General features: G+C 71.0%; 13 protein-coding genes. 5 read left to right on the top strand and 8 right to left on the bottom strand.

Annotated elements, in window-relative coordinates:
* The first annotated feature begins 128 nt into the window (after positions 1-128).
* From ABH928_RS27725 to ABH928_RS27705, 5 genes are all read left to right on the top strand, one after another.
* Complete coding sequence (locus tag ABH928_RS27725; protein ID WP_370071314.1) at positions 129-1,844, top strand: ABC transporter substrate-binding protein; 1,716 nt, start codon at positions 129-131, stop codon at positions 1,842-1,844.
* A 50-nt stretch (positions 1,845-1,894) separates the two neighbouring features.
* Positions 1,895-2,917, top strand: a complete 1,023-nt coding sequence (locus tag ABH928_RS27720) for an ABC transporter permease (protein ID WP_370071312.1) — start codon at positions 1,895-1,897, stop codon at positions 2,915-2,917.
* 5 nt (positions 2,918-2,922) lie between these two features.
* Positions 2,923-3,912 (top strand): ABC transporter permease, encoded by a 990-nt coding sequence (locus ABH928_RS27715; RefSeq protein ID WP_370071402.1) that lies wholly within the window; start codon positions 2,923-2,925, stop codon positions 3,910-3,912.
* Between the two features lie 41 nt (positions 3,913-3,953).
* Entirely contained in the window at positions 3,954-5,696 is a 1,743-nt protein-coding gene (locus ABH928_RS27710; protein WP_370071310.1) for an ABC transporter ATP-binding protein, read from the top strand.
* A 124-nt stretch (positions 5,697-5,820) separates the two neighbouring features.
* Positions 5,821-7,161: a TIM44-like domain-containing protein gene (locus ABH928_RS27705; protein WP_370071308.1), complete on the top strand. Its 1,341-nt coding sequence runs from the start codon at positions 5,821-5,823 to the stop codon at positions 7,159-7,161.
* A gap of 223 nt (positions 7,162-7,384) precedes the next feature.
* On the opposite strand, the gene ABH928_RS27700 is transcribed toward ABH928_RS27705, so the two are convergent.
* The 8 genes from ABH928_RS27700 to ABH928_RS27665 all read right to left on the bottom strand — a co-directional run bounded on the left by ABH928_RS27700 (position 7,385) and on the right by ABH928_RS27665 (position 13,560).
* Complete coding sequence (locus ABH928_RS27700) at positions 7,385-7,999, bottom strand: GNAT family N-acetyltransferase (protein WP_370071306.1); 615 nt, start codon at positions 7,997-7,999, stop codon at positions 7,385-7,387.
* A gap of 88 nt (positions 8,000-8,087) precedes the next feature.
* Positions 8,088-8,318 (bottom strand): hypothetical protein, encoded by a 231-nt coding sequence (locus ABH928_RS27695; protein WP_370071304.1) that lies wholly within the window; start codon positions 8,316-8,318, stop codon positions 8,088-8,090.
* A gap of 147 nt (positions 8,319-8,465) precedes the next feature.
* Positions 8,466-9,038: a hypothetical protein gene (locus tag ABH928_RS27690; RefSeq protein WP_370071302.1), complete on the bottom strand. Its 573-nt coding sequence runs from the start codon at positions 9,036-9,038 to the stop codon at positions 8,466-8,468.
* A complete protein-coding gene (locus ABH928_RS27685; protein WP_370071300.1) occupies positions 9,022-9,513 on the bottom strand; it encodes an RNA polymerase sigma factor in 492 nt (163 codons plus the stop codon). The genes ABH928_RS27690 and ABH928_RS27685 overlap by 17 nt, the downstream gene beginning before the upstream one ends.
* 93 nt (positions 9,514-9,606) lie before the next feature.
* Entirely contained in the window at positions 9,607-10,212 is a 606-nt protein-coding gene (locus ABH928_RS27680) for a class F sortase (protein WP_370071298.1), read from the bottom strand.
* A gap of 54 nt (positions 10,213-10,266) precedes the next feature.
* On the bottom strand, positions 10,267-10,716 hold the full coding sequence (locus ABH928_RS27675) for an LPXTG cell wall anchor domain-containing protein (RefSeq protein WP_370071296.1): 450 nt from the start codon (positions 10,714-10,716) through the stop codon (positions 10,267-10,269).
* A 496-nt stretch (positions 10,717-11,212) separates the two neighbouring features.
* Entirely contained in the window at positions 11,213-12,535 is a 1,323-nt protein-coding gene (locus ABH928_RS27670) for an MFS transporter (protein WP_370071294.1), read from the bottom strand.
* 104 nt (positions 12,536-12,639) lie between these two features.
* Positions 12,640-13,560 (bottom strand): TauD/TfdA dioxygenase family protein, encoded by a 921-nt coding sequence (locus ABH928_RS27665; RefSeq protein ID WP_370071292.1) that lies wholly within the window; start codon positions 13,558-13,560, stop codon positions 12,640-12,642.
* Between the last annotated feature and the right edge of the window lie 90 nt (positions 13,561-13,650).

The following is a 13,650-nucleotide window of genomic DNA, read 5'->3' as shown; positions in this document are numbered from 1 at the left end:
GCGCCCCAGGCTGCCCGGTCCGACTCTGGTCCTGCTCCGTCTTCTCCCAGTCCTCTCCCAGTCTTCTTCCGGGGCCGCACACCGGCCTCCGTACTCGTCGCAGTGAAGTGAAAGGCACCCCAACAGTCATGTCGCGCTCTCATATACCGGGCGGCCTGCGCGCCGTCTCCTCCGTCGCCCTGGTCTCCGCGATCCTGGTGACGGTGGCGGCCTGCGGCCCGAAGGCGACCGGCTCCAGCGCCGACGCGACCGCGCACCAGGGCGGTACTCTCACCGTCCTCGACGAGAACCCGCAGACCGACTTCGACCCGGCGCGGCTCTACACCACCGGCGGCGGGGACGTGCCCGGGCTGGTCTTCCGCACCCTGACCACCCGCGCCCACGTCAGCGGCGCCGCCGGCACGAAGGTCGTCCCGGACCTGGCCACCGACACCGGCGAGCCCTCCGACAACGCCACGGTGTGGACGTACCACCTCAAGCCGGGGCTGAAGTTCGAGGACGGTACACCGATCGCCGCTGCCGACATCAAGTACGGCATCGAGCGCAGCTTCGCCCCCGAACTCTCCGGCGGCCCCTCGTACCTGCGGGACTGGCTGGTGGGCGGTGCCAGCTATCAGGGTCCGTACCAGAACAAGCAGGGCCTGGCCTCGATCGCGACGCCCGACGCCGCCACGATCGTCTTCCACCTCACCAAGCCCGAGGGCGACTTCCCCTACCTGGCAACGATGACGCAGTTCTCGCCGGTACCGCAGGCCAAGGACACCGGGGCGAACTACTACAAGCACCCGATCTCCTCCGGTCCCTACGAGGTGACGGAGAACCAGAACAACGGCACCACCATGGCGTTCAAGCGCAACCCGTACTGGAGCGCCGCCACCGACAGCCAGCGCAAGGCCTACCCGGACGTCATCGACTACGACTCGGGCCTGGACCCCGCGGTGATCAACCAGCGGCTGTCCACCAGTTCGGGCTCGGACGCCGCGGCCGTGACCACGGACACCAACCTCGGCCCCTCGGAGCTGGCGCAGATCGCCGGCAACAAGGGCCTCGCCTCCCGGGTCGGCACGGGGCACTTCGGCGAGACCTACTACATCGCCTTCAACCCAAAGGTGAAGCCCTTCGACAACCCGAAGGTGCGCGAGGCGATCTCCTACGCGATCAACCGCACCGCGGTCGTGGACGCGGCGGGCGGTTCCGCGCTGGCCACCGCCGCCACCACCTTCCTGCCGAACCAGGCGGCCTTCGGCTACACGCCGTACGACTGGTTCCCGGCGGGCGCGAGCGGCAACGCCGCCCAGGCCAAGCAGCTGCTGGCGCAGGCGGGTTACCCGAACGGGATCACGGTCACGCTGACCCACGACGCCTCGGACGGCAGCTACACCGGACCGGCGATCGCCACGGCCGTGCAGGCCGGGCTGAAGTCCGCCGGGATCACCGTCAAGCTCAACCCGGTCCAGGACAGCGACTACTCCTCGCTGGTGAACTCGGTGAACACCGAGCCCGGGATGTACCTGGCCAGCTGGGGAGCCGACTGGCCCAGCGGAGGCCCGTTCCTAGCGCCGGTCTTCGACGGACGGCAGATCGTCACCGACGGCGCCAACTTCAACAACGCGCAGCTGAACGACCCCGCGGTGAACGCCGAGATCGACCGGATCAACGCGATCACCGACCACGCCCAGGCCGCCCAGGCTTGGGGCGCGCTGGACAAGAAGCTCGGCCAGGACGCCTACACCGTCCCGCTGCTGCACCCGGTCTACGAGCGGCTGTACGGCACGGACATCCGCAATGTCGTGATCAATGACTGGGACGGCCGCCTCGACGTCTCCGACGTCGCGGTGAAGTAGCAGCAAGGAAGCAGCAGGGGAAGCAGCAGTAGGGGAACTGGCGATCCGTCATGAGCATTGAGGAATACCCCCGGGTGGAGTCCGCCGGGGTGCTGGTGTGGCGGCGGCTGCGCTCCAGCCGGGCCGCGATGGCCGGGCTCGTGGTGCTGGCCCTGCTGGTCGTCGTCGCGGTGGCCGCGCCGTTGTTGTCCGCGATCGAGGGACAGGACCCGACGACGTATCACGACGGGCTGCTGAACTCGGCGCTCGGCGGCGTGCCCACGGGATCGCTCGGAGGGATCGACTCCACCCACTGGCTCGGAGTCGAGCCCGGCACCGGGCGGGACCTGTTCGCCCGGCTGGTCTACGGCGCCCAGATCTCGCTGTTGGTGGCGGTCGGTTCGACCTTCGTCCAGGTGGTGGTCGGGATGGCTGCGGGGCTGGCCGCCGGGCTCGGTAACCGGCTCGCGGACCAGGTGATCGGCAACCTCAGCGACATCGTGCTGGCGCTGCCCTCGCTGGTGTTCGCCATCGCGCTGATGGCCGTGGTCCCCTCCTCCTTCCCCCGGCCGCTGCTGCTGATGCTGGTCATCGGCCTGCTCGGCTGGGGCGGAACGGCACGGGTGGTCCGCGCGCAGACCCTCACGCTCAAGGAGCTCGACTACGTCGCCGCCGCCCGGCTGGGCGGCTCCGGCACCTGGCGGATCGCCCGGCGCGAGCTGCTGCCCCCGCTGGCCGCGCCGGTGATCACGTACGCCGCGCTGTTGCTGCCGTCCAACGTGGTGAGCGAGGCAGGTCTGTCCTTCCTCGGCGTCGGCGTCAAGCCGCCCACCTCCTCCTGGGGCCAGATGCTCTCCTCGGCGACCACCTGGTTCCAGTCCGATCCGATGTACGTCCTGCTGCCCGCCGCGCTGTTGTTCGTCACCACCCTCTCCTTCACGGTGGTCGGCGACGCCGTCCGCACCGCGCTCGACCCGCGGGCCGCCTCGCGGTTGCGGGTGGGCGTCGAGCGGCCACGCCGCGGCAAGCGGCGGCAGAAGTCCCAGACGTCCCAGGCGTCCCAGACGTCCCAGACCGGGGAGGCCGCCGCATGAACGGGCTGAGCCGATTCGTGCTGCGCCGGCTGCTCGGCATGGTCGCCGTGCTGCTGGTGCTGTCCGTCGCCGTCTACGCGGCGTTCTACCTGGTGCCCGCCGACCCGGCGCAGCTGGCCTGCGGCCCCAGGTGCAGCCCGGCGCAGGTGGCGCAGGTGCGCGACCAGCTGGGGCTCGACGCCCCGGTGTGGGCGCAGTACGGGCACTTCGTTCAAGGCATCTTCGCCGGACGGGACTTCGGGACCGGTTCGGCCTCGGTGCACTGCGACGCGCCGTGCCTGGGGATCTCCTACAAGACCGGCGAGCAGGTCACCACCATGCTGTGGGACAGGCTGCCGGTGACCGCCTCGCTCGCCTTCGGCGCCATGGTGCTCTGGCTGCTGCTGGGCGTCGCCTCCGGACTGCTGTCCGTGCTGCGCCGGGGCCGGCTGACCGAGCGGGCGCTGACCGCGCTCACCCTGGCCGGCAATGCCACCCCGGTCTTCGTCATCGGACTGCTGCTCCTGCTGCTCTTCTGCGCCTATCTGCAGTGGCTGCCCTTCCCGAGCTATGTCGGGCTCACCCAGGATCCGCAGCAGTGGTTCTGGGGACTGCTGCTGCCCTGGGTCTCGCTGGCGTTGATCGAGTCCGCCAAGTACGCCCGGCTGACCCGCTCCTCAATGCTGGAGACCCTGGCCGAGGACCACATCCGCACCTTCCGCGCCTACGGTGTCGCCGAGCGCCGACTGGTCACCCGGCACGCCCTGCGCGGGGCGCTCACCCCGGTGATCGCGCTCAGCGCGCTCGACCTGGGCACCATGTTCGGCTCCGCGGTGCTGACCGAGTCGCTCTTCGGCCTGCCGGGGCTCGGCAAGCTGCTGGTCTCCTCGGTGGCGATCGTGGACCTGCCGGTGGTGGTGGGCCTGGTGCTGGTCACCGGGTTCTGCGTGGTACTGGCCAACGCCGTCGCCGACCTCCTGTACGCGACGGCCGACCGACGGGTGGTGCTGTCGTGACCGAAAAGCTCAGGACTGAAGAGCTCAGGACTGGAGAGCTCATGACCGATCAGCCGGCGACCGAGCCGTTGGCGACCGAGCACCTGGTGGAGGTCCGCGACCTCACCGTGGACTTCCCGGTGGACGGCGGCAGCACCGTGCGCGCGGTGGACGGACTCTCCTTCGACCTGGCGCCGGGCGCCGCGCTCGGCATCGTCGGCGAGTCCGGCTCGGGCAAGTCGACGGCGGCCTACGCGCTGCTCGGGCTGCATCGCGGCACCGGCGCGGCGACCGGCGGCAGCGTGCGCGTCGCGGGAGTCGACCCGCTCGGCGCACCCGAGGCCGAACTGCGGCGGCTGCGTGGCGGTTTGGCCGCCATGGTCTTCCAAGACCCGCTCTCCTCGCTCGACCCCTACTACTCCGTCGGCGACCAGATCGCCGAGGTGTACCGGGTGCACAACCGCGTCTCCCGCCGGGCTGCGCGGCAGCGCGCCGTCGAGGTGCTCGACCGGGTGGGCATCCCCGACGCGGCCCGCCGCGCCCGCTCCCGCCCGCACGAGTTCAGCGGCGGAATGCGCCAACGCGCCCTCCTCGCCATGGCCTTGGCCTGCGAACCCCGTCTGATCGTCGCGGACGAGCCGACCACCGCGCTGGACGTCACCGTCCAGGCCCAGATCCTCGACCTGCTCCACGAGCTGCGCGCCGAGACCGGGGCCGGGCTGCTGCTGGTCACCCACGACCTGGGCGTGGTGGCCGGCAGCGTGGACCGGGTCCTGGTGATGCGGGACGGCCGTGCGGTCGAACTCGGCCCGGTGGCCGAGGTGCTGGGCTCCCCGCGCGAGGAGTACACCCGCGAGCTGCTGGACGCGGTGCCGCGGGTCGAGACGGCGCGCCGCGAGGCCGTCGAGTTGCGCGGGACCGACCAGCCGGACGAAACGGACGGGCTGGACGGGCTGGACGAGCCGGGCGACGACCGTCCCGTCCTGCTGGAGGCAGTCGACCTGCGCAAGGAGTTCCGCCGCCGTGGCGCGCCGACCGTGAACGCCGTCGACGGCGTCTCGCTGACTGTGCGTCAGGGCGAGACCCTCGGCGTGGTCGGCGAATCCGGCAGCGGCAAGACCACGCTGGGCCGGATGCTGGTACGGCTGCTGGACCCCAGCGGCGGACGGCTGGTCTACGACGGCCGCGAGATCGGACGGGCGAGCGAGCGCGAACTGCGGCCGGTACGCGGCGAACTGCAGATGGTCTTCCAGGACCCGGTCTCCTCCCTCAACCCGCGCCGCTCGATCGGCGAGTCCATCGCCGACCCGCTGCGCGCGGCGGGAGAGCGCGACGACCGGGCGATCGCCGGGCGGGTCCGCGAGCTGCTCGACCTGGTCGGTCTCAACCCCGACTGGTACAACCGGTATCCGCACGAGTTCTCCGGCGGCCAGCGCCAGCGGGTCGGCATCGCCCGGGCGTTGGCCCCGCGCCCGCGCCTGCTGGTCTGCGACGAGCCGGTCTCCGCACTGGACGTCACCACGCAGGCCCAGGTGGTGGAGCTGCTCGGCCGCCTGCAACGGGAGTTGGGGCTCTCGCTGGTCTTCATCGCCCACGACCTCGCGGTGGTGCGCCAGGTGAGCGACCGGGTCGCGGTGATGCGCCGAGGGCAGGTCGTGGAGTCGGGACCTGCCGAGCGGGTCTTCACCGCACCACAGCACGCCTACACCCGCAGGCTCCTGGAGGCGGTCCCGGTCCTGGACCCCGCGCTGTCCGCCGAACGGCGCGCGGCCCGGGCGGTGCCCGCCCTCGAAGCCACCGGCTGAGCGCCGGCCGCGCGCCGGGCACCACATCGTGAAGACGACGGTCGTTGTCCTCGAAGCTTCCCAGGTGACCTGGCTTGTAGGGTGGCGTGGAACATCTCTGATCTGATTCCTGAGGGAGGGCCCGGTGCGCGCCCGTCGGTGGATATGTGTGGTCGCTGGAGTCGTCGCGCTGAGCAGCCCGACGGTCGCGTATGCCCGTGGTGGCAGCGGTAGTCACGGGTTCGGCGGGGGCGGGAGCAGCCATGGTGGTGGCTTCCACGGGTCGACCAGCGGCGGCTTCGGCCACGGTTTCGGCGGCGGCTTCGGAGTCGGCCTTGGAGTCGGCGGCGGTGGGATCTTCCCCTTGCTGTTGATCGTGGCTGTGGTCCTCCTGATCTTGTGGCTCAGGTCCCAGCGCCGGAAGGCGGGGCAGGCAGCCGGTCTGAACACGGTGTCGGACCGCACGGCGCACCGCGCGGACGCACAGGCGCGCGACCGCGCCGCCCAGGTCGGGGCCCGGGTCGATGCGCTCGCCGACACGGATGCGACCTTCGACCGCGGTGCGCTCGAGCGCCGCGCTGTCTGGTTGTACGTGACTGCCCAACGGGCCTGGACGGAACGCGATCACGCCACCCTGCAGCAGATCCTGTCCCCGGTGCTCTACGGCAAGTGGGCTGACGAGCTGCGCGATTACGCGTCACGTGGCGAGGTCAACGTCGTGGAGGTCCTCTCCGGCCCGGTGGTCGAGTTGGTCGATGTCGCGAACCGTGCAGGTGAGGTGAACGACACCGTCACCTTCCGGATCACCGCGACGCTCAACGACTACGTCCGCCGCAACTACGGCCCAGACGACATGCGCAAGGACGGCTCGACGCGCCCGGTCGAGTACTGGACGCTGCGCAAGAGCAGCGCCGGGGAGTGGATCGTGTCGTCGGTGGAGCAGGCGGCCGAGGGTGCACACCACCTGACCAGCGCCATCGAGACGGACGGCTGGGATCAGAAGGAGGTCGCTCGGGAAGCGGTGCTCGAGGTGGCCGGGAAGACCGCGGTCAAGGGTGTAAGCGACATCCTGTCGCTGACCAGTATTTCGTGGAGCACGGATGCCGACGCCGCCGTCGGCGATCTGAGCGTGCTCGACGGCCGGTTCGACAAGTCGGTTCTCGAGGTCCCCGTCGAGCGGTTCCTCGAGGAGTGGGTCATGAACGACGGCAGCCTCGACTTCACGTCCGTACGCACGCCCAGTCGAACCGTCATGCGTGACGCTGTCATCACGTCGGTCAAGGTGCGCTCGCTGGTCTCGCGCAACCCCATCGTGTTCCGTGTCGCGGTCGACGCAGAGGGCGTCTACTACGAGGTCGACCGCCGAAGCGAGCAGGTGCTCCGCGGTGACGCACGCAAGCGCGGGCCGATCACCTTCTCGTTCGATCTGCGGCTGGACGACACGTCGACCAAAGCGTGGACAGTGATCGCCGCCGACGTGGCCTGATCGAGGTCCCGGCCGTCCCCCCACGGCCGGGACACTCCATCGCTCACGCGAGTGATCCAGCCGCCGATTCTGTCGGACCTGCCCGCACCCGGAGCACCTCCGTCTGGAGGGTGTCGCCACCCCCGACCAGAGGTTTTCCGGTCCAAGGAGTGCGCGACGCGCCGATAACGCCACGGGGAGATCTCGCGGCGCAGGCGGCAGTCCCGCGGACCGGTTCGGAGGGTCAGCCGCCTGCCGGGCGCCACATCGTGGTGACGACATGGCCGTTCGGCATCCTCAGCTCGCCGTTCGGGACGAAGCCGACGGCGGCGTAGCGCTTGTCGTTGGCCGCGGGGTTGCTGGATTCCAGGTAGGCGGGCATGTTGAGCTCGTCGATCCGAGCCAGGCTCTCGCGGAGCAGTGCCATGCCCAGCCCCTTGCCGCGGTGGGCGTCGTGGGTGCCGAGCAGACTCAGGTAGAAGTGCGGCTCGCGCGGGCGGGCCGCCGCCATCGGCTCCAGGACCCCCAAGATCACCGCGGCCGTCTCCCTGTCGGTGATCTCGAGCAGGAAGTCAGCGAAACCGTGCTCCTCCTGCTCGGTGAGCTCTGTGCCGCCCGGCGGGATCCACACCGCGGCGGCCTCCACCTGTTCGCTGACCAGAAGCCACGGGTAGCGCAGCGCGGAGGTGGCCATAAGCCGCCACAGTGCACCCGCCTGCGTCGCCCGCCGCCCGGGATCAGGGAAGGCCGGCCCCCACACCGGGTCCTCGAAGAAAGCGGTGGTCAGCGTGGCGACGACGGCATCCGTCTCGTCGGCGCGCGCCGTCCGTACGGACAAGGACTGGGCTTGGTCGCTCATCCCGCCACGATAGTTCAGCGCGCCTGCCAGGCGGGGTTCGTCATGGCCTGGGCAGCAGGCCGGCCGCCTGCACCGCCGAGGTCGGCGGTCAGCGGGGGTAACCGGCCTCCATCCAGGCCTGGAATTCTCGCGTCCGCTCGGGTGGCCAGGCGCCGTCGCAGGGCATGACGCCCTGCGCGAGCGCCTGGTGGATCCTTTCGGCGTTGGCACGTACATCCTGGTAGGAGGACAGGTCGAAAGCCTTCGACATCGCTTCGATGTCCTTCGCCCGAAAGAGGGGCCTGATGTCCCGTTCGAAACTCGGTTCCTGTTGGCTCACGGCCTTGTCTCCTTCGGTTGACGCATGGCGGGGGCGTCCGCGGATTCCGGTCGAGGATGGCGCAGTTCGATCAGCGCGGCCACCGCAGGCCGCACTGCGGGGCACACCGCTCCTGCCTGCCCGCCCGGCGGCAACGCCGCCGGCAGTTCAGTGACCGCCGGAACCGGCGGATGCGCTGGGCGCGGAGGTCGGCGTATCGCTCGGTGTGGGGCTGGGGTTCGGGGTTGGGCTCCGAGCGGGGATCGTGGCCGGTCCGGCCGGAGAGGTGCTGACGGCAGAACTCGGCGACGCGGTCTGGTGAGCGGCACTCGTGCCGCCGACGCCGCCGCTTCCCCCGTTGCCCGCAGGGGGCGAGGTGGACGGTGCGAGGGACGGGGTCGCCGACGGCCCCGCTGATCGGGACGCCGACGGAGCAGGAGAAACCGACGGTGATGGAGAAGGTGTGCCGTGGCCAGAAGCCGTGGGGGACACGATCGGGGCCGCCGGGATCTGCCGGGCCGAGGTCCCGCTCAGCAACAGCGGTGTCACCACGGCCGCGGCCGCGGCCAGCACCAGACCGCCTCCGCCGGCCACGGCGCGCAACCGCTTACGCCAGGTCGCACCGCGCCGGATCTGCTCGAATGTGCCGGGGGGCGGCATCAGCAGCACCGGGTCCGGTTGCAGCAACGCGGACAGCTGGCTGTCGCGCTCGTCCTCCGGATCCTCAACGCGCGTGATCAAGATGTCCTCCAAGCTTGGCACGCAGCAGTTCCCTGGCTGCGTGCAGATCGGCCCTGACGGTTCCTTCCTTACGCCCTGTCAGCGCGGATATCTCCCGGACCGGCAGATCGGCGTAGTAGTACAGCAGCACCGGGGTGCGCAGGCGTTCCGGCAGCGACTGCGCCAACAGCCGCACGGACATGTCGGCGTGCTCGCCCTGCGCCCCGACGAAGGCCTCGGTGGACGCCTGGCGCATGGCCCGCCGCTCGCGTTCGAGTTTCCGCCAGTGGTCGCGGACCAGGTTCGCTGCCGTCACATAGAGAAAACCGCGCGGCTCTTCCACCTTGGTCCAGCGGGCCCAGAGGCGGGTGAACGCCTCCGCGGCGATCTCGTGGGCGGTCCCGTCATCGTCCGTCAGATGGCGGCACCAGCCGGCGAGGCCGGGGTAGATGGCAGCGAACAGCTCGGACGCTGCGGCGTCCTGGGACCTGCTCAACGTTCTCCAGGGCTGTGCGAGGGGGTCCGGTGGGTGGGGCGTGCGGCACCGCGCACCCCACCCACCGGCTGACTGACTGTTGCTAGCGACCGATCACTCTCCGGGGTCCAGCGACGCGAAGACGAGCACATTGTCGAGGTAGCCGTGTCCGCTGCTGTCCCGGGGACCGCCGCAGGTGATCAGACGCAGTTCGGGGCGGTCGACGTTCCCGTAGACCTCGCTCGTCGGAAACTGCGCCTTGCTGACGGTCTGCACCTTGTACACGGTGAAGGCTGCCGAGGCTCCGTCCTGGAGCCGCACGGTGACACGGTCGCCGCTCCTGAGTCTGGCCAGGTGCAGGAAGACTCCGTTGCCGAACTGACCCACCGTCACATGCGCCAGGATCACCGACGGACCCACCTGGCCCGGCGTAGGCGACCCCTGGTACCAGCCGGCCGGCGCGTTCGCCTCGATCGGGGGCACCTGTACGGTCCCGTCGGCATCAAGCCCCAGTCGCATGACAGGCGTATCGACCCCGATGACGGGAATCTCCAGCCGCACTGGCGCCGAGCGCGCCAGCGCGCGCGCAGACGTCCCGTCGGCCGGAGCCCCTGGAGTCCCGACCGGCGTCTGCAGCGGCGCACCGGCAGGGCTGCTCGCGACTGTCGAGGCCCCGACCGCGGACGACGAGTCGGCGGCGCATCCGGAGGCCAGCGACACGACCGCAAGGCTCAGCACAGCCAGCCACGCGCCTGCGTACTTCACCGACACGGATCAGGCCCGGGTCTTGCGGCGGCGCAAGACCAGCAGGCCGGCCCCGCCGACCAGCACCGCTCCAGCGACTGCCGCCTCGGTCACGGCGGTGTCCCCGGCACCCTGTCCCGCGACCGGTGCGACCCCGGTGTCGGGCGCACCGCTGGGCACGGCACCGACCTGGCCGCTGGCGGCGGACTGCGAGGGCGCGACGGTCGGCGTGCCGCCCACACCACCCGAACCCCCCGCCTGCGAGGGCGACGCGCTCGGCGCGGCACTGGGAGTGCCGCTCGTCGCGGCGCTCGGCGCGGCAGTGGGAGTAGCGCTCGTCGCGGCGCCCGGCGCGGCGGTGGGCGTGGCGCTCGTCGCGGCGGCGGGCGCCGAGCCGGACGCGGCCAGGGCGGAACCCGCCCCACCCAGCACAACGGTGCAGGCCAGGGCCACGGAAGTGATGACAACACTTGTACGCATGAACAGCTTCCCTCTCATCGGCACGATCGACCCCGTCCAAGGGGTCGGCCGTGCTGCGTTCCTGATCGGGCGGAGAGACGAACCAGCACCGGCTCCTGCTGTAAAGAGTTGGCAAAGTTAACGGGCCGTCGCGGCTGCCACGTTGGACACCGCAGCGCCGCTGACGATCCGGAGCGGTCGACGCTGCCGCTCAAGGACAGTGATCGGCAGGCGCAGTGCCGGTTGTCGTGGAGGACTCCGCCTCGTCGGTCGTGTCGACGCGTCTCCACGTGCCGCCACCAACAAGGTCAGCCATGGATGCTCCATCAAGTCTGTTGCAGGCAGGGGCACAAGGCTCTGCCACTCGATCAGCGGCTCCCGTCAGGCAACGTGCGCCGATGCGGCTGACGGGCGATCTCGGGGGCCAGGGTCTCGGCGACGCCTCGCCCGTGGCCGTCAGGCAGTGGGTAGCCGCGGGGTGCCGCCTGGGGCAGAAGGGTGGTCGAGCGGGGGCGGGTCAGGCGGCGAGGCGGGCGGCGTCGCGGGCCGGGTCGATCAGGGTGACGGCCGCGAGCGCGCCCACCAGCAGGAGGACGCCCGAGACCACGATGGCGGTCTGGTAGCCGGTCGCCCCCTGGCTGTCGACGAGCTTTCCGACAATGGCCGGGGCGATCAGACCCGCGGTGGTGACCACGGCGTTCATCGTGCCCAGGGCACCGCCGCGCCGGGCGGGCGGGACAAGTTCGGCGACGGTGGTGACCGCGACGGTCGCGAAGGATCCCCCCAGCCCGAAGCCGACGACCAGCAGCGCCGTCTTCGCTCCGGCGCCGGGCGCCAGGGGAAGGGCCAGGCAGGCAGCGGCCCCGAGCGCCAGCAGGCCGCCGCCGACCCCGCCACGCGACCAGCGGCTGCCGACGCCGCGTCGCATCAGCCAGCCGGTGAGGGCCGCCTGGCCCAGGAGCGCGAAGGCTCCCAGGAGCCACGGCAGAGCGACGAGCTGTCCGGAGACGGCGGCGGAGTGACCGAGACCGTTGCTCAGGTAGGAGGGCATCCAGACGAGCATCAGTGCCACGCACCAGTAGGTGGCGAAGTAGGCGACGGTGGTACCGATCCAGGTACGGCTGCCGAAGATCCGACGGTACGGGAGCCTCGCTGCGGAGCCGCCGGACTCGGCAGGCTCGGCGGATTCGGCGCACGGCGAGTCCGGGGTGCCGACGCGGTGCGTCCCGTGGCCGCCGAACACGGCCCACAACACGGCCCACACCGCACCGGCGGCCGCGACCACCCACAGCGCGGCGCGCCAGCCGTGGTGTCCGATGACCCAGGTCAGACCAGGAGCGGTGATGATCACGCCGAGCGTGATGCCCAGGGTCACCAGGGCCCCGGGCAGGTTCCGGCGGTGATTGGGGAAGAAGGACAGCGCGGTCTGCTGGGCGACCGGGAACGCGGGCCCCTCGGCGGCCCCGAGCACGATCCGCGAGCCGACCAGCACGGCCAGACCGCCGCCCAGAGCCGCGGGCACCTGCGCGAGTGACCAGAGCACGGCCATGCCCAGCAGCAGCCACTTCGGTCGCACCCGGTCCGACAGCAGGCCCGCGGCGACCGCAGCCACCGAGAACAGCAGGAAGAAGGCGCTGTTGGCGAGCCCGAACTGGGTGGCGGAGAGCCCCATGTCCGCGCGGATCTGGTCGGCTGCGAGGCCGAACACGGACTTGTCCGCGAAGTTCACCATCATGAAGAGCACGAGGAGGCCGGTGACGACCCAGGCGCGGGTGCCGGGTCCCCGATCGGTTGCCGGGTCTGCGCGGAGCGTTCTGGCGGGTGTGTCGGCGGCTGTCACCGGAGTCCTCCGAGAGTGTGCTGGTCAGGGGCGCGGACAACGCCGACAGCGGACGCGCCACGGCGCGGACCGGGCGCGGGGTGGCCGCTGCGGTGCTCACGGATTCAGGACAGCGGGGCTCCGGCGATCGCGATGCGCTCCATGACGCGGCGCTGCGGGTAGTAGTCGTTGATCGCGTAGTGCTGGACCGCGATGTTGTCCCAGATGGCGACGGAGTCCGGCTGCCAGTGGAAGCGCACCTGGAACTCGGGGATCCGGGCCTGCAGCACGAGCTCGTTGAGCAGGTCCTGGCTCTCGGCGTCGGAGAGGCCGCCGATCCGCGTGGTGAAGGGCTCGTTGACGTACAGCACCCTCCGTCCGGACTGCGGGTGGCGGACGACCACCGGGTGCTGCACGGCCGGCAGGGTCTTGCGGAGCCCGGCGATCTGCTCCTCCGTCATGAACGAACCCCAGGTCGGCACCCAGTCGTGCTCCGCGGTCAGCCCCTCGATCCGGGCCTTCATCTCCTCGCTGAGGTTGTCGTACGCGACCCCCATGTCCGCCCACATGGTGTCGCCGCCGGCATCCGGCACCTCGACGGCACGCAGGACCGAACCCAAGGCGGGCGCGGCCATGAAGGAGTGGTCGCTGTGCCAGATGTTCTCGTTACCGACCGCCATCGCGTCCTTGGCCAGCCGCGAGACGCCCGGGGTGTCCCCCGTCGGGAAGAACGGGTTCGCCTCCGGCTCGCCCCAGACCCCGGCGAGCGCCAGGTGGCGCTCCGGCCCGAAGTCGCGCTGACCGCGGAAGAAGATCACCTTCCACTCCAGCAGCGCCTGCCGCAGCTCGCCGGCGAGATCCTCACCGATCGGCTGCGCGAGGTCGACACCGCTGATCTCGGCACCGATGTGCGGGGTGAGCGGGGAGATGTCCAGGATCCGGTACTCGGCCGCCGGGGCTCCGGGGGCGGTGCGGTCCAGGACCCGGCGCCCGAAGTGGATCAGGGGCTTGTCCAGGACGGATGCGGGCGCGGCAGACGTGGCCATGGGGTACCTCCAAGGGGCGACCACTGATTCGTTACCGGAAGTATCGATATCTGCGGCGCACTCGGCAAGGGTCTGCGGGTCTTAATTTCG

This window comes from Streptacidiphilus sp. MAP5-3 (assembly GCF_041262505.1).
In the GTDB taxonomy this organism is placed as follows: domain Bacteria; phylum Actinomycetota; class Actinomycetes; order Streptomycetales; family Streptomycetaceae; genus Streptacidiphilus.
This window is presented reverse-complemented; position numbering and strand designations above follow the sequence as displayed.